Origin of the sequence: Halomonas sp. HMF6819 (genome assembly GCF_044335525.1) — a bacterium.
In the GTDB taxonomy this organism is placed as follows: domain Bacteria; phylum Pseudomonadota; class Gammaproteobacteria; order Pseudomonadales; family Halomonadaceae; genus Vreelandella.
In genome coordinates this window covers 144494-162959 of the sequence record NZ_JBIQVY010000005.1, presented here as the reverse complement: position 1 = coordinate 162959, position 18466 = coordinate 144494, and the positions used below count along the sequence as shown (strand labels likewise).

Annotated in this window: 16 protein-coding genes; 7 read left to right on the top strand and 9 right to left on the bottom strand. The window is 59.7% G+C overall.

The window, feature by feature from the left end; genetic code table 11:
* Positions 1-30: 30 nt before the first annotated feature.
* Entirely contained in the window at positions 31-2025 is a 1995-nt protein-coding gene (locus ACGLWX_RS14970) for a sigma-54-dependent Fis family transcriptional regulator (RefSeq protein WP_396240857.1), read from the bottom strand.
* A 306-nt stretch (positions 2026-2331) separates the two neighbouring features.
* Here ACGLWX_RS14970 and ACGLWX_RS14965 point away from each other — a divergent pair, with 306 nt between their 5' ends.
* From ACGLWX_RS14965 to ACGLWX_RS14955, 3 genes are all read left to right on the top strand, one after another.
* The gene (locus tag ACGLWX_RS14965) at positions 2332-4128 is read left to right on the top strand and encodes an NAD(P)/FAD-dependent oxidoreductase (protein WP_396240855.1); all 1797 of its coding nucleotides are present in this window, start codon (positions 2332-2334) and stop codon (positions 4126-4128) included.
* A 453-nt stretch (positions 4129-4581) separates the two neighbouring features.
* Positions 4582-5190, top strand: a complete 609-nt coding sequence (locus ACGLWX_RS14960; RefSeq protein WP_396240853.1) for an OmpW family protein — start codon at positions 4582-4584, stop codon at positions 5188-5190.
* A gap of 117 nt (positions 5191-5307) precedes the next feature.
* Positions 5308-6084: a TatD family hydrolase gene (locus ACGLWX_RS14955; protein ID WP_396240851.1), complete on the top strand. Its 777-nt coding sequence runs from the start codon at positions 5308-5310 to the stop codon at positions 6082-6084.
* A gap of 39 nt (positions 6085-6123) precedes the next feature.
* On the opposite strand, the gene pepQ is transcribed toward ACGLWX_RS14955, so the two are convergent.
* The 7 genes from pepQ to ACGLWX_RS14920 all read right to left on the bottom strand — a co-directional run bounded on the left by pepQ (position 6124) and on the right by ACGLWX_RS14920 (position 14227).
* Positions 6124-7425, bottom strand: a complete 1302-nt coding sequence (gene pepQ, locus ACGLWX_RS14950; protein WP_396240849.1) for a Xaa-Pro dipeptidase — start codon at positions 7423-7425, stop codon at positions 6124-6126.
* An 11-nt stretch (positions 7426-7436) separates the two neighbouring features.
* The gene (locus tag ACGLWX_RS14945) at positions 7437-8348 is read right to left on the bottom strand and encodes a LysR family transcriptional regulator (protein WP_396240847.1); all 912 of its coding nucleotides are present in this window, start codon (positions 8346-8348) and stop codon (positions 7437-7439) included.
* A gap of 49 nt (positions 8349-8397) precedes the next feature.
* Complete coding sequence (locus ACGLWX_RS14940) at positions 8398-9477, bottom strand: ABC transporter ATP-binding protein (RefSeq protein ID WP_396240845.1); 1080 nt, start codon at positions 9475-9477, stop codon at positions 8398-8400.
* Entirely contained in the window at positions 9474-10490 is a 1017-nt protein-coding gene (locus tag ACGLWX_RS14935; protein WP_396240843.1) for an ABC transporter ATP-binding protein, read from the bottom strand. The genes ACGLWX_RS14940 and ACGLWX_RS14935 overlap by 4 nt, the downstream gene beginning before the upstream one ends.
* A 7-nt stretch (positions 10491-10497) precedes the next feature.
* A complete protein-coding gene (locus ACGLWX_RS14930; RefSeq protein WP_396240841.1) occupies positions 10498-11433 on the bottom strand; it encodes an ABC transporter permease in 936 nt (311 codons plus the stop codon).
* The gene (locus tag ACGLWX_RS14925; RefSeq protein WP_396240839.1) at positions 11430-12479 is read right to left on the bottom strand and encodes an ABC transporter permease; all 1050 of its coding nucleotides are present in this window, start codon (positions 12477-12479) and stop codon (positions 11430-11432) included. Before ACGLWX_RS14925 ends, ACGLWX_RS14930 begins: the two co-directional genes overlap by 4 nt.
* Before the next feature lie 161 nt (positions 12480-12640).
* Positions 12641-14227, bottom strand: coding sequence for an ABC transporter substrate-binding protein (locus ACGLWX_RS14920; RefSeq protein ID WP_396240837.1), 1587 nt, complete (start codon positions 14225-14227; stop codon positions 12641-12643).
* Positions 14228-14593: 366 nt separating this feature from the next.
* On the opposite strand from ACGLWX_RS14920, the gene ACGLWX_RS14915 reads away from it, so the two are divergent.
* A complete protein-coding gene (locus ACGLWX_RS14915; protein WP_396240835.1) occupies positions 14594-15097 on the top strand; it encodes a hypothetical protein in 504 nt (167 codons plus the stop codon).
* Between the two features lie 65 nt (positions 15098-15162).
* On the opposite strand, the gene ACGLWX_RS14910 is transcribed toward ACGLWX_RS14915, so the two are convergent.
* On the bottom strand, positions 15163-15549 hold the full coding sequence (locus ACGLWX_RS14910) for a glutaredoxin family protein (protein ID WP_396240833.1): 387 nt from the start codon (positions 15547-15549) through the stop codon (positions 15163-15165).
* 218 nt (positions 15550-15767) lie between these two features.
* Between ACGLWX_RS14910 and mpl the strand changes: the two genes are divergently transcribed.
* The 3 genes from mpl to ACGLWX_RS14895 are packed head-to-tail and all read left to right on the top strand — an operon-like array spanning position 15768 to position 18462.
* Positions 15768-17144 carry a UDP-N-acetylmuramate:L-alanyl-gamma-D-glutamyl-meso-diaminopimelate ligase gene (gene mpl, locus ACGLWX_RS14905; protein WP_396240831.1) on the top strand — a complete coding sequence of 459 codons (1377 nt, stop codon included), beginning with the start codon at positions 15768-15770 and terminating at the stop codon, positions 17142-17144.
* A gap of 6 nt (positions 17145-17150) precedes the next feature.
* The gene (locus ACGLWX_RS14900) at positions 17151-17783 is read left to right on the top strand and encodes a flavin prenyltransferase UbiX (protein ID WP_396241047.1); all 633 of its coding nucleotides are present in this window, start codon (positions 17151-17153) and stop codon (positions 17781-17783) included.
* A gap of 55 nt (positions 17784-17838) precedes the next feature.
* Positions 17839-18462 (top strand): LysE family translocator, encoded by a 624-nt coding sequence (locus tag ACGLWX_RS14895; protein WP_252109307.1) that lies wholly within the window; start codon positions 17839-17841, stop codon positions 18460-18462.
* Positions 18463-18466: the final 4 nt, after the last annotated feature.

The following is an 18466-nucleotide window of genomic DNA, read 5'->3' as shown; positions in this document are numbered from 1 at the left end:
TGTACGTGAGGGGCTTTGCATCACCAAGTCTTAGTGGTCGTTCCACTTGGGAGCCACCACACCCTGGCGGCGCATCTGCCGATATACGGTTGGACGCGATACGCCCATCGTTCTCGCAACGGCGCTGATGTTCCATTGGTGCTCTTTTAACAGTTTCACGAGGTGATCCTCCTTTTCATCATGATTGATTGAAGCGAGGCGCGCTGCGCGGGTGATACGTTGATCGAGACACTGCTCTGGAAGATCGTTCACGGTAATCTCATCGTCCTCGACGGTGGCCATGGCAAATGCGAGGGCATTTTTGAGTTGGCGAATATTCCCCGGCCAGGTGTAGGCCAACAAGGCACTCATGGCGTCGGCGCGCAGCTGGGGGGTGTGAGCTTGCTGGCGCTCGCTGGCAAGCTCATCGTAAACGCGGCGGATCACATCGATTCTGTCGGCGCGGTCGCGAAGGGCGGGTAGGGTCAACTGCGCGCCGTTTAGCCGATAGAAAAGGTCTTCTCTGAATGCGCCGCTTTCAACCAGGCTCGCGATATCCCGGTGAGTGGCGCTCACCAGGCGTATATTGACGGGTACCGGTTGGCTGGCGCCCAGCGGCATTACTTCTCTTTCGGCAAGCACCCGTAAAAGCCGTGTTTGCAATCCGGCAGGCATATCGCCGATCTCGTCCAGAAACAGCGTGCCCCCATCTGCTTGCGCAATGAGCCCTTTGAGGCCCTTGGTGCGTCCGCCGGTAAAGGCACCCGGTGCATAGCCGAAAAGCTCACTTTCGATCAGGCTTTCGGGAATGGCGGCGCAGTTAACCGCGATAAACGGGGCGGTAGAACGCTGGCTACTTTGGTGAAGGGCTCGGGCGACGATCTCCTTGCCGGTGCCGGTCTCACCACAAATTAATACGTTAACGCTGGTTTCATCGCACAGTCTTTTGGCCAGTTTCTGAACCTTGTGTATGGAGGGGTCGTCGCCACCCAGTTGTGCCAATGGCTGCGGCAACGAGCAGCGATCTGAAGGCGACGTCTTGGGTATTCTCGGCCAGCGAGACTCCAATAAGGCAATGAAATAGGTCACATCCGTGGCACGGGCACGAAACGCGCGAAGCTGATCTTCATTGGCACGGTTGATACCCAGGATATCGGGCATTTCACACTCGAAGAGCTCGGTAAGCTGAACAGAGCTTTCGTTGGACCAGGCGGGCCAGCGCTTTCGATGGTGCTCGATCAGCTCACGGCCCAACGTATTGGCCGCTATCACCTGGCCACTCTCTTCGATGGCGATAAGGCCTCGGCCATTGACGTGAACGAACGGCCTGTCGCAGTCGAATCGAAGTATCAGGCAATCCCGGTAGCGCTGAAGAAAATAAGCATCTTCGATCATTCGGGCGTAAAGGGTGACTAGCGAGAGGCCAAAAAGCTGGTCGCCTTGGTGTCTCGACGGATGAAGCGATGAAATATCCAGCGCCGCCATGACGTTACCCCGAGCATCGGTAATGGGTGCGGCGGTACAGGTGAGATCAATGTGCGAGGCGTCGAAATGCGCGTCTCGATGGCATACGACCGCTTGGCGTTCATGCAGGCAAGTACCCACCGCGCAAGTGCCGGCAAATCGCTCGTTCCAGTCCGAGCCAAGATAAAGCCCGGCCCGTCGAAGCGTTGAATCCATTGCTGGGTCGCCCCGAAACTCGACGGTTACGCCCCGATCATCAGTGAGAAGCAGCACATAGCCAAGCTTGGCCACCTGAGCATAGAGCTGATCGACTCCGGCGCGCGCCACGTGTAGGAGTTCATCCACGGATTCACGATGCTCGATGAGGGTCTGCTGGGTGACTACGCGAGCGGGACGAGGGCTAGCCGGGTCGATCAAATATTCATTGAGACAGCGTGACCAGGAGCGTCGAATCAACGGCTGTGAGTCCAACTGCGACATCTCTCGCCCTTCGCCGAAGCGGCATACGCGCTCGATATGCTGGCGCTGCTGGCTGGATAAGGGTGATGTTGAATTGGCGGTTATGGGCATGGCATCGCTCATCAAGGGCTTTTCTTATTGTCTTTTCCAGCCTAAGCGTCCTGGGAAAGGTGTCAATCCTTTAGCGTTAAGCCCTTGGTCGAGCGTTACACCTGTAACGTGAATCGGTTAGCGGGTGTAACAGGTGTAGTCTCACTGTGCTTCAAAGGATGGCTAGGGATCACTTAAGCGATAAGGTAAGTTTTTGTTATTTGGTGCTTATTATATTTTTTTGGAAAGCTTAACTGTGTTGGCATGCTGGCTGCAATGGACAAAGGGACGGTACTAATAAGGTAGCAGTACAACAACAACGACCGACTGGAGCTTACGATGAATCACTTTGACGCCAACACCACGGTTAAGCGCTGGCTAAGCGACTTGGATAGCGCACTACAAAAGCGAGATATCGCCCAAGTACTCGATTTGTTTGACGACGAGTGCTATTGGCGAGACTTCATCGCCTTTACCTGGAATTTGAAAACCTGTGAAGGCAAGGAAGCCATTCAGCACATGCTTGAGGCCACACTAGAGAGGGCGCAGCCCTCGAACTGGCAGTTGGAGGACGATGCCACTATCGAAGGGGGTGTCTGCCAAGCGTGGTTCACCTTTGAAACCGCCGTTGCTACCGGTAAAGGGTATTTGCGTTTACGCGAAGGCAAATGTTGGACGCTTTTGACCACCATGCAGTCGCTTAAGCGCTACCCCGAGCCGCTCAAGGAAAACCGACCATTGGGAGCGGAGCATGGTGCTAACAAGCAGCGGGAAACCTGGCTTGAAGGACGTGAGCGAGAAAAATCCGAGCTTGGCTATAGCGTCCAGCCCTACTGCGTGATCGTTGGCGGCGGGCAGGGCGGGATTGGCTTGGGAGCGCGACTCAAACAGATGGGTGTGCCAACGTTAATAATTGAGCGAAACGAGCGGGCGGGAGATTCATGGCGTAAACGTTACAAGTCGCTCTGCCTGCATGATCCGGTTTGGTACGACCATTTACCTTACCTGCCGTTTCCGGACAACTGGCCAGTCTTTGCCCCCAAGGACAAGGTCGGGGACTGGCTCGAGATGTATACCAACATCATGGAGCTGAATTACTGGCCTTCTACCGAGTGTAAAAGCGCACGCTACGATGAGACGGCTGGCGAATGGGTCGTCGAGGTCGATCGCAACGGCGAACTGCTGACGCTGAGTCCCAAGCATTTGATCATGGCAACCGGCATGTCCGGTATGCCGAATGTGCCGCAATTTCCCGGAGCCGAAACGTTTGAAGGTGAGCAGCAGCATTCGAGTCAGCACTCTGGACCCGATGCCTACGCCGGTAAACGGTGTGTCATTGTGGGATCGAACAATTCCGCTCACGACATCGCTGCTGCGCTTTGGGAGCACGACGCCGATGTCACCATGCTTCAGCGCTCGTCCACTCACATCGTCAAATCGGATGCCTTGATGAAGGAGGCGTTGGGGCCACTTTACTCTGAAGAGGCCGTCGCCCAAGGTGTGACGACCGAGAAGGCGGACCTGCTTTTTGCCTCAATTCCTTATCGGTTATTGCCAGCGTTTCAGCGTCCAGCGTTCGATGCCATACGTGAGCGGGATGCAGATTTCTATCAGAGGTTGGAAAAAGCCGGTTTCATGCTGGACTTCGGTGATGACGACTCGGGCCTCTTTCTCAAATACTTGCGTCGTGGTTCGGGGTACTACATCGACGTGGGAGCCAGCGAATTGGTAGCTAGCGGCGAGATCAAGCTGCGCAGCGGTGTGGGGGTTGAGCGCATCAACCCTCACTCCGTCACTTTGACCGATGGTAGCGAGCTACCTGCAGATCTTATCGTCTACGCAACGGGTTACGGCTCCATGAACGGCTGGGCAGCCAAGCTTATTTCCCAAGAGGTCGCTGACAAGGTAGGTAAGTGTTGGGGCATGGGATCGGATACCACCAAGGACCCCGGCCCTTGGGAAGGGGAGTTGCGCAATATGTGGAAACCTACACAGCAAGAGGCACTCTGGTTTCATGGAGGAAATTTGCACCAGTCGCGCCACTACTCTCATTACTTAGCGCTACAGATTAAGGCGCGTATGGAGGGAATCGATACGCCTGTCTATGGCTTGCAGAGGGTTCACCATGAATCATGACTCCATTGGCTTCAAAATGTTGCAAAGAGGCTAATAACTGCATTGTCGTGGTGCGCTCAACGGCGGAGAGCTACGCTTGCAAGATGACTTGCCGCTTGTTTTTTATATAAGTTTTTGATTTTAAATAATTTTATAAATTATGGCACGCGGCTCGCAATATAATCGGGCAAGAAGCAACCGAATAGAATCACCTGACGTACCGATTCTTCCTTCATTGCTACGTTGCTCAAACGAGCAACACACCGAGTGAGCTGGCGTGCTCCACCTGGGTCCCCTTCGGGGGACCTTTTTTTATGCCTATAAAACAGCGGTGATTAGATAAAAATATTATAAAAGACTTCCACCGATTATTTGGAAACACTGTTCGATTAGTATATATTGTATAAGTAAGCCGGAGGCAACGGCGTGGTTATTGGCAAATTGAGCCACTGGCAAACTTAAAGGATGACCGTGATGAGCAAAGTTAAAGTAATTTCAGCTGCCGTAATTTCTGCAAGCGTTCTGTTGGCAAGCCAGGCAGCGCTTGCCTATCAGGCGGGTGACGTCTTCGTTCGCGGCGGTTACGCCAAAACCGATACTGGTTCCAGCAACGGTAATCTTGCGGGCGATTCTTTGAATGTTCAAAGCGAGAGCGGTTTCACCTACGGTTTAGGCTACCTGTTTACCAACAACGTAGGCATCGAGCTCAACGGTTCCGAGAAGTTTGAGCATCAGTTGAACACCGGTGCCTTGGGCGATGTAGGCACTACCGATCGCCTGCCGGTCAACCTGATGGTCAACTACTACCCGCTGGGTGGCTACGAGTCCAAAGTACAGCCCTACGTGGGCGCGGGCTTGAACTACACCCGTTTCTCCGGCGTACCGAGCGATGTCGAAATCAAGGACAGCTACGGCGCGGCGGCCCAAGTCGGTATCGATCTGGCGGTTACCGATAACGTCATGCTCAACGGTTTTGCAAACTACGCTGACGTCGACTCCGACTATCGCGTTAACGGCGACACCATCGGTAATGTAGAAATGGAGCCGGTCACCATTGGCGGCGGTGTTACCCTGCGCTTCTAAAGTGTCGTGATCGATTTTCGATCGATGAGCATGAACGCCCGGCGAAAGCCGGGCGTTTTTGTATAAGCGTATCCACCGATCTACTCTAGCCTATAAAAGTCCTGGAGGAGCGCCGGCATGACGACAGGCTTCGTTGATACCCACTGTCACTTCGACTTTCCTCCGTTTTTTGGCGACGAGGAGCAAAGTCTGGCACAGGCATTCGATGCCGGTGTCGAAAAAATCATTGCGGTTGGCGTCACGGCAGGGCGCTTTGACGGCGTCATGGCGCTGGCCGAGCGGTTTGAGCCTATTCATGCCGCGCTTGGGATTCACCCCATGGGTATCAGTGAGTTCAAAGAGGAGCACTTGAGTCAGCTCGAAGCGTGGCTCGAAAAACGCCCGGGAAAGCTGGTGGCGATCGGCGAGATTGGGCTGGATCTCTTTATCGACGATCCACAGTTCGAAAAACAGGAAGCGCTGCTCGATGCTCAGCTCAAACTGGCCCGCCGGTTCGAGCTTCCGGTGATCCTGCATTCGCGGCGCACCCACGATAAGCTCGCCATGCACTTGCGGCGATTGAACCTACCGAAAACCGGCGTGGTGCACGGCTTTGCCGGAAGCCTGCAGCAGGCCCGCGCGTTCATCGAGGCGGGCTACTATATCGGCGTCGGTGGCACCATGACCTATGAGCGCGCGACCAAAACGCGGCGTACGCTTGCGCGCCTGCCGCTCTCAACGTTGCTGCTGGAAACGGATTCGCCGGACATGCCGGTTCAAGGGTTCCAGGGCGAACCCAATCGACCCGAGCGTATTCGCCACGTATGGCAAAGCCTTTGCGAGATTCGCGAGGAGTCGCCGCAAGAGATCCTTGAGACCATCCGCGACAACAGCCGCCGGCTGTTTGGAATTTAGCCGGCGGATTGCCTCGCTCTCTGCTTCAGGGCGCCTGCTTCAAGGCGTTAGATTCTCGAAGCCCGACTCGGTGACCACGACGTTGTCTTCGACCCGAATACCGCCGCAGTTGATCAGCGAGTCCACCAGCGGCCAGTTGATGGCCAGTTCCCGCTCCTTGAGCGGAGCCAGCAGCATAGGAATGAAGTAGAGCCCGGGTTCGATAGTGACGACCATGCCGGGTTTGAGCGTGCGGGTCAGACGCAGCGCCGGGTGCTCTTTTGGGGCGGGTAAAGGGGCGCCATCTTCGGTTTTAAGACCCGCCACGTCGTGCACCTGCAGGCCCAGCAGGTGGCCAAGCCCGTGAGGGCAGAAGGCGCGGGTGACGCCGAGTTCGACTGCGCTTTCGGCGCTGCCCTGGTAAAGATCGAAGCTCACCAGAATATTCGCCAGGCGCCGGTGCATTTGTTCGTGCAGCGTCAAAAACTCGACGTTGGGCCCAACGCTTTGCACCAGCTCATTTTTGAGCCCGTGCAGCGCCACGACTAGCGCGGCGAAGGTTTCCGGGGCATCCGGGCCAACGTGGGTGCGGGTGATATCGGCGCAGTAGCCGCGAAAGCGATGGCCCGCATCTACCAGTAGGCTGTGCCTGTTCCTGGGTGGGGTCAGGTCGTAGTGTTGATAGTGCAGTACGCCGGCGTGGCCGTTCAAACCGATGATATTTTTATAGGGCACCATGGACTCGCGCTGACGGCTCGCGCCCAGATAGGCAAGCTGAATATCGAGTTCGGCGCCAACGCCAATGAACGCCGCCTTGGCCGCCTGATGGCCCGCCTTGGCCAGGCGATTCGCTTCGCGCAGGCAGGCGAGTTCGTAGTCGCTTTTGATCACGCGCAGCTCGTCGAGCGCGGTGATCAGTGTCTCGGGCATGAACTGCGCCCCGGACAGCGCCTTTTGCTGGTGCGCGTCCAGCCGCTCGACGTCGCCGATCACCGCCGCGTTGGACGAAAGCGTGGGGGCGGTGGGCTCCTTGCAGAGCGTGATATCGAAGGCTTCGATCCAGGGCTCCTCCGGCAGGGTCGTCGTTAGATGCCAGAAATCGCTTGGGGCGTAGAGCAGCAGCTGGGGCTTTTGCCCTGGCGTGATGACGATCCAGCTGCGTTCGGCCCCGGCCAGGCCGACCCAGTGCATGAAATGTCCATAAGCCTGAAAAGCGGGCGCGTGGTCATCGGCGAAGAAGGGGGCGCTGTGGCCGCTGTAGATGGCCACGCTCTCGAGGCCCTCGCGTTCGAGAATCGCGGCGTAGGCGCGATCCAGGCGTTTCAAATGCGCTAGCTGTAAGGCAAAAAGTGTCTCTGACATGGTCATCCCTTTTAAACGTGAAGCGCAGGCAGCTCGCTCCAGAGCCTCTCCAGCTCGGCGTGATGTTTTTTCTGATGGCGGTACAGACGTAGCTCCGTCGGCACATCGAAATGGGGGTCACCGGCGCGCACCAGCGCGCCGCTTTGAAGCTCGGCGCTGACGTTTCTCTCGGGCAGCCACCCCATACCATAGCCCAGAAGCACGAGCTCCTTGATGTTCGCGGCAAAAAGATTGTCGCTTTGGGCGCTCAGGTAGCTGCTGTGAGAAAGCCTTGCCAAGTGCGCCTTGATCGCCCCGCCCAGCAGGCTGCGCTTGGGATAGGCAAGCCAGCGCACCGGTTTAGTGGGGCTTCCAGGCAGCCGGGCGCCGGGGTCGCTTGCAAGGCTTGCCGCGACGACGGGAATCAGCCGCTCGGCGCCGATCACCCGGTAAACGCAGGCGCTGGTGTCGATATCCGGATCGAACCGCCCGGTCGGCCAGTAGCAGATCGCCAGATCGCACTCGGCGCGGCCCAGTGCCTGGAAGTAGTCGCTGGCCGCCCAGCCCGTCGCCCGCAGGTAAGGCTGGACCTGATGCTGCCAGCCAAGCTCCTCGAGCCACTGCGGCACGAAGCGTGACAAAAGACTTTGCGGGGCGGCCAGCATGATGCGGCGCTGCTCGCCGGCGCTGATCTCCTGTACCCTATCGCGGGTCAGGCGCACGCGGTCGGTGATCTGCTCGCAAAGCGTCAGAAACTCCTCACCGGCGGGGGTAAGCGATAGCGGTAGCGTCTGGCGGTTGATCAGCGTGGCGCCCATCTCCTCTTCCAGCAGCTTGATGCGCCGGGAAAAGGTTGGCTGGGTGACGTGCTGCTCGTCCGCCGCCCGTGAGAAGTGCCGTGTTCTGGCCAGGGCGATAAAGTCTTCTAGCCAGCGGATTTCCATGCCTTACCCCATCGTAATGAAAAAGCGGCGCCGGACGGGTGTCGCGGCGTCACAGTCGGCCCTCTTCAACGCCGTGACAGGCCACCCGCGTGCCGTCAGACTGGGTTTGCAGCAGCGGGATCTCCGCCTTGCAGCGCGCGTTGGCGTGGGGGCAGCGCCCGTGGAACACGCAGCCGCTGGGCAAATTCACCGGCGTCGGTACCTCGCCGGAAAGGCGAATATGCTGCGGGCGGTCATCCTTGAGCCGCGGTATGGCCGATAAAAGCGCTTGGGTGTAGGGGTGGCGCGGCTTGTCGAATAGCGTAGCAGTGGTCGCGATTTCGCACACCGTGCCCAAGTACATGACCGCCACTCGGGTGCCAAAATGCTCGACTACCGCCAGGTCGTGGGTGATGAACAGATAGGTCAGGTTGCGCTCGCGCTGAGCGTCCATCAGAAGGTTCAACACCTGAGCCTGGATGGAGACATCGAGGGCGGAGATCGGCTCGTCGGCGACGATGAACTCCGGGTCGACCGCAAGTGCCCGGGCGATGGCGATACGCTGGCGTTGACCGCCGGAGAACTCGTGGCCAAAGCGTTTACCCCAGTCCGGATCGATGCCCACCGAGCGCATCACGGTTTCGACCTTGTCGGCCACCTTGGCTCGGTCCCACTCCGGGTGGTGAAAGCGCAGCGGCTCTTCCAGGGTTTGCTGGATGGTCATGCGCGGGTTGAGCGAGGCGTAAGGGTTTTGAAAGATCATCTGCATGCGCTTGCGATAGGGCAAAAGCTTTCGCGCGCTCAAATCGTCGATACGCTGACCGTCATAGCGTATTTCGCCTTCCGAGGGGCTTAATAACCCCATGACGGTTCGTGCCACCGTCGACTTGCCGCAGCCGGACTCGCCCACCACGCAAAGCGCCTCGCCGCGCTGAATGTCAAGATTGACGCCGTTGATCGCGTGCACGTGCTCCTGATGGCGAACGAGTCTGCCTTTTTTAAAGCGCAGCTGATCGAGAAAATCGCCGGAAAGCGAGAAGCGCTTTTTGAGATCGCGAATTTCAAGCAACGCATCGCCGCGCTCAGTCGCTGGTGCATCGCTTGCGATGACGTTCTCGGTCGGCTCTACGTGGGTCGCCTCGATGCTCATGGGGTTTCCTCCTTCAGCCGGCGGTCTTCGAGCATTTCCGCCACCATGTGGCAGGCCACTCGGCAGTTGCCGGTATCGACGAAGCCGGGCACCTGCTCAACACACGCCGCACGCGGCTCACCGTTTGGTCGAATGCGAAAGTCGCAGCGTGGATGAAAGGCGCAGCCGCTGGGCAAATTGGAAAGTGAGGGCATGCTGCCGCGGATTTGGTTGAGCTTCTCGCCGGGCGTGGCCATTTGCGGCAGGGCGTTGATCAGACCTTGCGTGTAGGGGTGCTGCGGGTCGTTGATGATTTCGCGGGTCGGGCCCTGCTCGATCACCCGCCCGGCGTACATCACCAGCATGCGCTGGGTGACCTGGCTGACCACGCCCAGATCATGGGTGATCAAAATCAAGCCGACGTTGTGCTGCTCGCACAGATCGAGCAGCAGCGCCATGATTTCGGCCTGAATGGTGACATCGAGGGCGGTGGTGGGCTCGTCGGCGATGATGATGTCCGGGTCGAGCAGCAGGGCAATGGCGATGATGATGCGCTGACGCATACCGCCGGAGAGCTCGTGCGGGTATTGATCCAGGCGTTTTTCCGGCGATGGGATCTGCACCTGCTGGAGCTTGTCCAGCGCAATGGTGCGGGCCGCCTTGCTGGAGATCCGCCGGTGCGCTTTCAGACACTCCACCATCTGCTCGCCGATCGAGAGCACCGGGTTGAGCGTCATCATCGGATCCTGAAAGATCATCGAGATGCGGTGGCCGCGCACGCGCCTCAGCGCGCGCTCGGACATGGTGTTGAGCGTCTGGCCTTCGAACGTGACGCTACCGCCGGCAATGAAGCCGGGTTTGGCGATCAGGTTCAAAAGCGAGAAGGCCGCTACGGATTTACCCGCGCCGGATTCGCCGACGATGCCGAGGCGCTCGCCCCGGTCCAGGGTGAAGCTGACGTCGCGCAGCGCGCGTACTTCGCCCTGGCGCAGCGCAAAGCGCACGTCGAGTCCTGAAACTTCGAGTAGTGCCATGGTGGTCTCACCCCTTGTAGAGTCGTGGGTTCATGACATCGCGCAGCCAGTCACCGAGCAGATTGATCGAGAGCACCAGCACGACCAGCACCGCCCCTGGAATCAGCGTGATCCACCAGGAGCCGGACTGGATATAGTCGAACCCGGCCTTGATCAGCGAGCCAAGCGACGGATGGGTCTCCGGCATGCCAAGGCCCAGAAACGACAGCGCCGCTTCGGAAATGATGGCGTTGGCGATCTGTACGGTGGAGATGACGAAAATCGGCGACAGCGTATTGGGCAGCACGTGGCGAAACATGATGCGCCGGCTCTTCAGGCCCATAACCCGTGCGGCGTCGACGTACTCCTTGCTCCGCTCGGCCAGTACCGAGGCGCGCACGGTGCGCGCGTACTGCGGCCACTCGGCCAAGCCGATGATCAAAATCAGCATGATCACCGCGTACTGGCTGTAAAAGGCGCTGCCCATGGTCGCCTTGACCACCGCGCCGACCACGATGGCCACCATCAGCGTCGAAAACGATAGCTGGATATCGGCCAGGCGCATCAATAGCGCGTCGACGCGCCCACCGAGGTAGCCGGCCATTAAGCCGAACGTAACGCCGATCAACGCCTGGAGGATCACCGCGCCGAAGCCGATCAACAGCGACACGCGGGTGCCGTAAAGAATGATCGACCAGAGATCGCGCCCCTGGGCGTCGGTGCCCAGGGTGTAGCGCTCGTCGAAGCCGTCGATCCAGAACGGCGGCAATTCCGAGTCGAGAATGTTGATCTGGCGAAGATCGTAAGGATCGGTCGGGGCGATCAGCGGCGCGGCGAAGGCGGCGATCACCAGGCAGATGAAAACGAAAAGGCACAGCTGGGCGGTGCGGTCGCGCTTGAAGCTGTACCACAGATAGGAGTCGCGCAGGCGCTCCCAGCGGCTTGGGGCGGTCGTGGCACTCATGCGGGCTTACCTGTCAGTTTGACGGTGGGGTTAACGAAGCCGTAGATCAAATCCACGATGGTGTTCGTCACCACGAAAATGACGCCGACGATCATCAGGTAGCTGACGATCAGCGGAATGTCGGCCCGGTTGATCGCTTCCAGGAACATCAGTCCCATGCCGGGCCATTGGAAAACGGTTTCGGTCAGGATGGTGTAGGCGACCATCGTGCCGATCTGCACGCCGCCGACCGTGATGACCGGCAGCATGGTGTTCTTGAGCGCGTGAACGAAGTAGATGCGGCGCATTGAAATGCCCTTGGCGCGGGCGTACTTCACGTACTCGGACTGCAGCACTTCCATCATCTCGGCGCGAATCAGGCGAATGAACAGCGGCAGCATGATCGAGGCGAGCGAGATGGCGGGCAGCACCAAATGCTGTAAGCCGCTCAGGCTTGCCAGGTTGGTGTCCCAGTGGCCGACCACGTGGACGAGATCATACCCGCGCCCGAAGGAGGGCATGTTGCCCGAGGTCGAGAGCAGTCCATTGAGCCAAGCCCCCCAGACCGTCTGCTCTGGAAAGAGCGTGATAGTGATGCCGATCGAAAAGATCTGGATCAACACGATCGCGGTCAAAAAGACCGGGACCGAGATACCGATGATCGACACGCCCATAAAAAAACGGGACACGAGCGAGCGCGGCTTGATCGCGCTGTACACACCGATCGGCACCGACAGCACGACGATGATGAGCGTGGCGGCGAATACCAGCTCTAACGTTGCCGGTAGGTGGCGGGCGATGACCTCCAGCGCCGGCTCGCGGTAGAAATAGGATTGGCCGAAGTCGCCCTGAAGCGCGTTGGTGGCAAAACGCGCGTACTGCACGAGGAAGGGGTCGTTGAGCCCCAAACGCTCGCGCAGCGCCTCGCGCTCGCTTTCGGGGACCGACTGGCCCACCAGCTGTTGTACCGGGTCACCCAGGTTGTCCTGAATGGCGAAGGCCAGCACGCTGATGACGAACATCACCAGTACCGCGTGCATCAGCCGCTTGATGAGAAATGCAATCATGGCGTACGCCACCTGTGTGTACGTTGGCAGGAAGGTCGTTAGCGAAAAGCTCGTTGGTCAGTGCCGGATAAAGCCCAACGCAACGCTTCGCTCCCCACCAAGTGAGGAGCGAAGCATCCGTGCTAAAAAGTCGAGCTTGAAGGGCCTTACGACCCCGTGAGTTACCGGGTGATGACCAGATCGCCCAGGTAGGGGAAGTCGATCGCGTTGACGACCGGCTCGATGTCGACACCGTCGGCGGCGGCGTAAGCCAGGTTCTGCCAGTGAAGCGTGATGTAGCCCACGTCCTCATAAAGCATGGCTTCGGCTTCCTGGAGCATCTCGGCGCGTTTTTCCAGATCGGTTTCGCTGTCGGCTTCGGTCACCAGCGCGTCGATCTCTTCGTTGCAGTAGCCGCCGTAGTTGTACTGGCCGGCGCCGGTCTCTTCATTCGGGCAGAAGGTCAGGTACTGGAACAGATTGGCGGTATCTTCGGTATCCGAGTGCCAGCCGACCATCGCCATGTCCGAGCCGCGCTCGTCGTACTCCGGCCAATACTGGGCCAGCGGCATGGTGCGAAGGTTCACGGTGATGTTGATACGCGAAAGCATGTTGGCGACAGCCTGGGCGATCTGGGCGTCGTTCACGTAGCGGTTGTTCGGCGCGATCATGTCGATGGTGAAGCCATCTTCATAGCCGGCTTCTGCCATCAGCTCCTGAGCGCGTTCGATATCGTAGCGCGGCACCATCTCCGGGTTGTGGCCGACGTAGCCCTCGGCAGAGAGCTGACCGGCGGGGGTGGCGAAGCCGCGCATCAACCGATCGGCAATGCCTTCCTGATTGATGGCCAGGTCAACGGCCTGGCGCACGCGCGCGTCCCGGAACGCCTCGACCCTCTCTTCGTTGAGCTGGAAGCCGATGATGCGCGTACCGGGCACCTCAATCAGATTGATGTTCTGCGCCTCGCGCACGCGATCCAGATCGTTGGGCGGCACGGCGTCGATGAAATCCACGCCGCCGGAGAGCAGGGCGGCCACGCGAGAGGCGTTCTCGGAGATCGGCGTCAAAATGATCTCGGACACGTTGCCTTCGCTTTCGGTGTCCCAGTAGTCGTCGAAGCGCTCGAAGTCCACCTGCACGCCCTGACGGCGGCTGGTGACTTCGAAAGGCCCAGTACCGGAGATATTGCGTGAGGCAAATGAGTCGCCTGCCTTAACGATTTCGGACTTGTCGCTGCCGTCTTCGGTTTCGCCGGTGTAGAAGGCGCTGTCCATCGGGAAGATGTAGGTGGCCAGGTTGAGCAGCAGCGGGTAGGGCTCGGCGGTAGTGATTTCGACGGTGTAGTCGTCAATGGCCTCGGCGCTTTCGACCGGCTCGAAGATCGCGCGGTAGTCCGGGCTCTCCTTGAGGCGCTCGATGGTCCAGACCACGTCCTTGGCCGTGAACTCGTTGCCGGAGTGGAAGGTCACGCCTTCACGCAGCGTCATGCGCAAGTGGGTCTCGTCGACCTGCTCCCACTCAGTGGCCAAGCGCGGCTCGAACTGGAAATCCTTGGTCCAGCGTACCAGCGGGTCAAAGGAGAGATGCGAGAAGCGCAGCATGCCGCCGGAGAGCTGTTCGTGAATGTCCAGCGTTTCCGGGTCGGCGGCGTAGCCGATACGCAGCGTTTCAGCGCTCGCCGCCATCGACACCAGCGCGGAGCCTGCAAAGGCCGCGCCGATGATTGAGGCCAGCATGGTTTTTTTAAAAACGGCTTTTTTAGACGTCATGTTTGTTCCCATCCCACGTTATTGTTGATTCAACTTGATCAGCGCCTGTGAACCACTAGCGCCGATTCCGAAGACACGGTTAGTGCAAGCATCAAACGCCAAGCGGCGATCTCAAAAGAGATTTTGGTGCGCAGCGCCTTTGACGACGCAGTGCTAATAACATAGAGAGAGGCCGTGACTGGACACAATCGAAAAAATGACACGACCCATTCATCTGCTGAATGAACCGGCGCCAGGCCGCACCGCGCCTTATACATGAAATAAAACTAACGTATGATTTATCACCCGCCAGAACAGGAGAAGGCCATGATCGCGCGCACGCTTGTATCCTTACGACGCCTTTTGGGTGCGCTTGGGCGAGCGCCCATGCACGCCGTGTTAGCAGCACTGTTATCGGCGACCGCGCTGGCAGACGACGATCCGATGCCGGCAATCAGCGCCACCTTTGACGGTGAGCCGATGGTCTGGTATCTCCTCGGTGAAAATGACGATGTCAGCGCCAGTTTTGTCGAGCAGCGCCAGGCATTGATGGTCGATATCACAGGCTTTACCGACGCCGACGACCCTAGCCCACGCGACTCGCTGGCGCTGCGGCTATCGCTGAGCGAGACGGGCGAGACGTTAACGCTCGAGCAGGCCGAGGCGGTTTACTTCATCAGCAGCGACACCACGGGGCCTGTATACCGCGCGGCCCCCGGCGCGCTCGAGGTGACTCTTGCGCGTGCCGAGCGCGATGGCGCCTGGCTCACGCTTGCCGGCCGCATCGACGGCGAATTCGAGCTCGAGCGCACCCCCGCTGGCCAAAGTGAAAGCGAGCCCGCCGCGCTTTCCGGGCGCTTTGAGCTGCGCGCACGGCGAGTGGAATTTTGAAGACCGTTTTAACGCCTGTTTCAAGGGCGATTTTCAAGGACTGCTTTCAAGGACTGTTTTAAGGGCTAGCCAAAGCGCGATTCGAGCCAGCGGTTGATGTCGCTTGACTCATACAGCCATTCGGTTTGGCCGTCGCCATGCTCGATGCGAAGGCACGGTACCTTGACCTTGCCACCGCCTTGCTCGAGCGCCTGTCGATGATTGGCATCGTGCTGGGCGTCGCGGGTTTCGATGGGAAGGTTCAGCCGGGCGATCTCCTTGCGCACCTTGATACAAAACGGGCAGCTACGAAACTGGTAAAGCGCAAGCTCGCGGCAGGCTTCATCCACTTGGGCCTGCTCCTCCGGGGTGCGCTCCATGCCCTTAGGCGTGGAAAGCTTTTCCTGGGCCAGCATAAACGGCGTCATCACCAAGCGAACGCCGCGAAAGAAGGTGCGAATCACACTACGCATCGTGTACTCCCAAGGGCGACAGGGCGCCCTGCTCGAAAGGGTGGGTCGATAAAGCGGCAATCCTGCTACAAAGCGCCTTCGTTGTCACATCGCGGGCGGATTTAATCAGCGGCAGTGGTGAGCGCTCGGCCAAGGCGTGCTAGGCTCATCGGCTGATTTTTTTACGTTTTTCATGCGCGCCGTTTCAAACGCGGTGTCGGCAAGTAAGGGAGCGACCCATGCATCTGCATGTTATCGGTATCTGTGGCACTTTCATGGGTAGCTTGGCGCTGTTGGCGCGGGAGCTCGGCCACCGGGTCAGCGGCTCGGATGCCAACGTTTACCCGCCCATGAGCACCCAGCTAGAGGAAGCGGGTATCGCTCTTATGGAGGGTTATCGCGCCGAGAATCTCGACGCGGATATCGACCTGGTGGTGGTGGGCAATGCGCTTTCCCGCGGTAATCCCGAGGTCGAGGCGCTGCTGAATTCGACGCTGCGCTACACTTCCGGCGCGCAGTGGCTCGCCGACTACGTGCTCCCCGGCCGCCAGGTCATCGCCGTTGCCGGCACCCACGGCAAAACCACCACGGCGAGCCTGCTTGCCTGGCTTTTGGACAGCGCGGGCAAGGCGCCGGGCTTTCTGATCGGCGGGGTGCCGCGCAATTTCGGCGTCTCGGCGCGCCTCGGGGCGCCGGATGGCCCCTTCGTGGTCGAAGCGGACGAGTACGATACCGCCTTTTTCGACAAGCGCTCCAAGTTCGTCCACTACCGCCCGCACATCGCGGTGCTCAACAATCTCGAATTCGACCACGCCGATATTTTTCCGGACCTGGCCGCGATCGAGCGCCAGTTTCATCACCTGGTGCGCATTGTGCCGAGCAAGGGTTTGCTGCTAGTGGCTGATCACCAGCCGGCGCTTTCGCGCGTGCTCGAAATGGGCGCCTGGTCGCCGGTGGCGTTTTTTGGGAGTGATGCGAAAAGCCCGTGGCGCTACCAGCTGGAGCAGCCGGATGCCAGCCGGTTCAAGGTCATATTCGAGCAGGGCGACACTTCTGATGATGGCGTAGTGGAGTGGGGGCTGACCGGCGAGCACAACGCCTGCAATGCGCTTGCCGCGCTCGCCTGCGCGCGCCAGCTGGGCGTGGATTTGCCGCGGGCGTGCGCCGCGCTTTCGCGTTTTCAAACGCCGCGCCGCCGCCAGGAGGTGCGCGGCGACATCGGCGGCGTCCAGGTGATCGATGACTTCGCCCATCATCCCACGGCGATTGCTGCGACTCTGAAGGGCCTGCGAGCCGCCACGCCCAAGGGGCGGCTTCTGGCGGTCATCGAGCCGCGCTCGAACACCATGCGGTTGGGGGCGCTGCGCGATCGCCTGAAGGCTTGCGTCAGCGATGCCGACGCGGTGTTCTGGTTCGAGCCTGCCGGGCTTGACTGGTCAATGGCCTCGCTGGTCGACGAGCAGGGTCACGGCGCGCTTTATCATGATATCGACGCGCTGGTAAGCGCCGTGGTGGCCAAGGCGCTGCCTCAGGATCGCATCGTGGTGATGTCCAACGGCGGCTTTGCCGGGGTTCACGAACGGCTTTTAAGCGCGCTTCGCGCCAGGGAGAGCTAAATGTCGATGCAGCCAGATACCGCGACAGCCTTCAAGGCGCCGGTGAGCGTGGCGCTCACCGGCGCCTCCGGCGCCCAGTACGGGCTCAGATTGATCGAGGTGCTAATCGAGGCCGGCCACGAGGTGTGGGTAATGATCTCCAAAGCCGCCCATATGGTGATCGCGACCGAAACCGACGTGGATCTGCCCGCCAAGCCCGAGCGCCTGCAGGAGGCTTTGACGGCGCTGAGCGGGGCCGCCGAGGGCCAGATTCGCTGTTTCGGCCGCGAGGACTGGATGGCGCCGGTCGCCTCGGGCTCCGGGGCGCCGTCCGCGATGGTGATCTGCCCCTGCTCGACCGGCACGCTGTCAGCGGTCGCCACCGGGGCGAGCAACAACCTGATCGAGCGCGCCGCAGACGTCGCGCTCAAGGAGCGCCGCACGCTCGTGCTGGTGCCGCGGGAAACACCGTTCTCAGCGATTCATCTCGAGCACATGCTGACGCTGAGCCGACTCGGCGCGGTGATTCTGCCCGCCGCACCCGGGTTTTACCACCGCCCGCGCGCGATTGAAGAGATGATCGATTTTATCGTCGCGCGCATTCTCAACCAGCTCGGTATCGCCCATACCCTGATGCCGCGCTGGGGCGAACCCGAATAGGTAAGCCCCGCTGAGGTTCCGTTGTTCATTTCGACTTTCTCAAGGATTCACGCACATGCTCTCCTGGGCCACGCTTTCCGTCTTCATCCCCACCTTTTTGTTCGTATCGCTGACGCCTGGCATGTGCATGACGCTCTCGATGGTGCTGGGCATGACCCAGGGCGTCAAACGCACGCTCTGGATGATGGCCGGCGAGCTTTTGGGCGTGGGGCTGGTGGCCGCGGCGGCGGGCGCCGGCGTGGCCGCGCTGATGCTCAAGCAGCCGGCGCTCTTTATCGTGTTCAAGTGGGTTGGCGGGGCGTACCTGGTCTACCTTGGCGTGATGATGTGGCGCTCGCGGGGGCGTATGGCCATTCCTTCCGAGATCGAGACCGGCCTACCCGCCGGGCGTCTTCAGCTTGCAAGCCAAGGCTTCGTCACGGCGATCGCCAACCCTAAGGGATGGGCGTTTTTCGTCGCGCTTTTACCGCCGTTTCTCGACAGCAGTCGGGCGCTTTTTCATCAGCTCGCCGCGCTGATCGCGGTGATTCTCGTCATCGAGTTTGCAAGCCTTCTGGTGTACGCCACCGGCGGCAAGACTCTGCGTAAAACGCTGGGTAAAAGCGGTAACGTGCGCCTGATGAACCGTATTGCCGGCACGCTGATGATCGGCGTAGGGCTATGGCTGGCGCTGGGTTAGGTGG

What these genes read in the sequence shown, in the direction of transcription:
- ACGLWX_RS14970 (WP_396240857.1), bottom strand. Translation starts at nt 2,025, where the DNA reads ATGAGCGATGCCATGCCCATAACCGCCAATTCAACATCACCCTTATCC.
- ACGLWX_RS14965 (WP_396240855.1), top strand. Translation starts at nt 2,332, where the DNA reads ATGAATCACTTTGACGCCAACACCACGGTTAAGCGCTGGCTAAGCGAC.
- ACGLWX_RS14960 (WP_396240853.1), top strand. Translation starts at nt 4,582, where the DNA reads ATGAGCAAAGTTAAAGTAATTTCAGCTGCCGTAATTTCTGCAAGCGTT.
- ACGLWX_RS14955 (WP_396240851.1), top strand. Translation starts at nt 5,308, where the DNA reads ATGACGACAGGCTTCGTTGATACCCACTGTCACTTCGACTTTCCTCCG.
- pepQ (WP_396240849.1), bottom strand. Translation starts at nt 7,425, where the DNA reads ATGTCAGAGACACTTTTTGCCTTACAGCTAGCGCATTTGAAACGCCTG.
- ACGLWX_RS14945 (WP_396240847.1), bottom strand. Translation starts at nt 8,348, where the DNA reads ATGGAAATCCGCTGGCTAGAAGACTTTATCGCCCTGGCCAGAACACGG.
- ACGLWX_RS14940 (WP_396240845.1), bottom strand. Translation starts at nt 9,477, where the DNA reads ATGAGCATCGAGGCGACCCACGTAGAGCCGACCGAGAACGTCATCGCA.
- ACGLWX_RS14935 (WP_396240843.1), bottom strand. Translation starts at nt 10,490, where the DNA reads ATGGCACTACTCGAAGTTTCAGGACTCGACGTGCGCTTTGCGCTGCGC.
- ACGLWX_RS14930 (WP_396240841.1), bottom strand. Translation starts at nt 11,433, where the DNA reads ATGAGTGCCACGACCGCCCCAAGCCGCTGGGAGCGCCTGCGCGACTCC.
- ACGLWX_RS14925 (WP_396240839.1), bottom strand. Translation starts at nt 12,479, where the DNA reads ATGATTGCATTTCTCATCAAGCGGCTGATGCACGCGGTACTGGTGATG.
- ACGLWX_RS14920 (WP_396240837.1), bottom strand. Translation starts at nt 14,227, where the DNA reads ATGACGTCTAAAAAAGCCGTTTTTAAAAAAACCATGCTGGCCTCAATC.
- ACGLWX_RS14915 (WP_396240835.1), top strand. Translation starts at nt 14,594, where the DNA reads ATGCACGCCGTGTTAGCAGCACTGTTATCGGCGACCGCGCTGGCAGAC.
- ACGLWX_RS14910 (WP_396240833.1), bottom strand. Translation starts at nt 15,549, where the DNA reads ATGCGTAGTGTGATTCGCACCTTCTTTCGCGGCGTTCGCTTGGTGATG.
- mpl (WP_396240831.1), top strand. Translation starts at nt 15,768, where the DNA reads ATGCATCTGCATGTTATCGGTATCTGTGGCACTTTCATGGGTAGCTTG.
- ACGLWX_RS14900 (WP_396241047.1), top strand. Translation starts at nt 17,151, where the DNA reads ATGCAGCCAGATACCGCGACAGCCTTCAAGGCGCCGGTGAGCGTGGCG.
- ACGLWX_RS14895 (WP_252109307.1), top strand. Translation starts at nt 17,839, where the DNA reads ATGCTCTCCTGGGCCACGCTTTCCGTCTTCATCCCCACCTTTTTGTTC.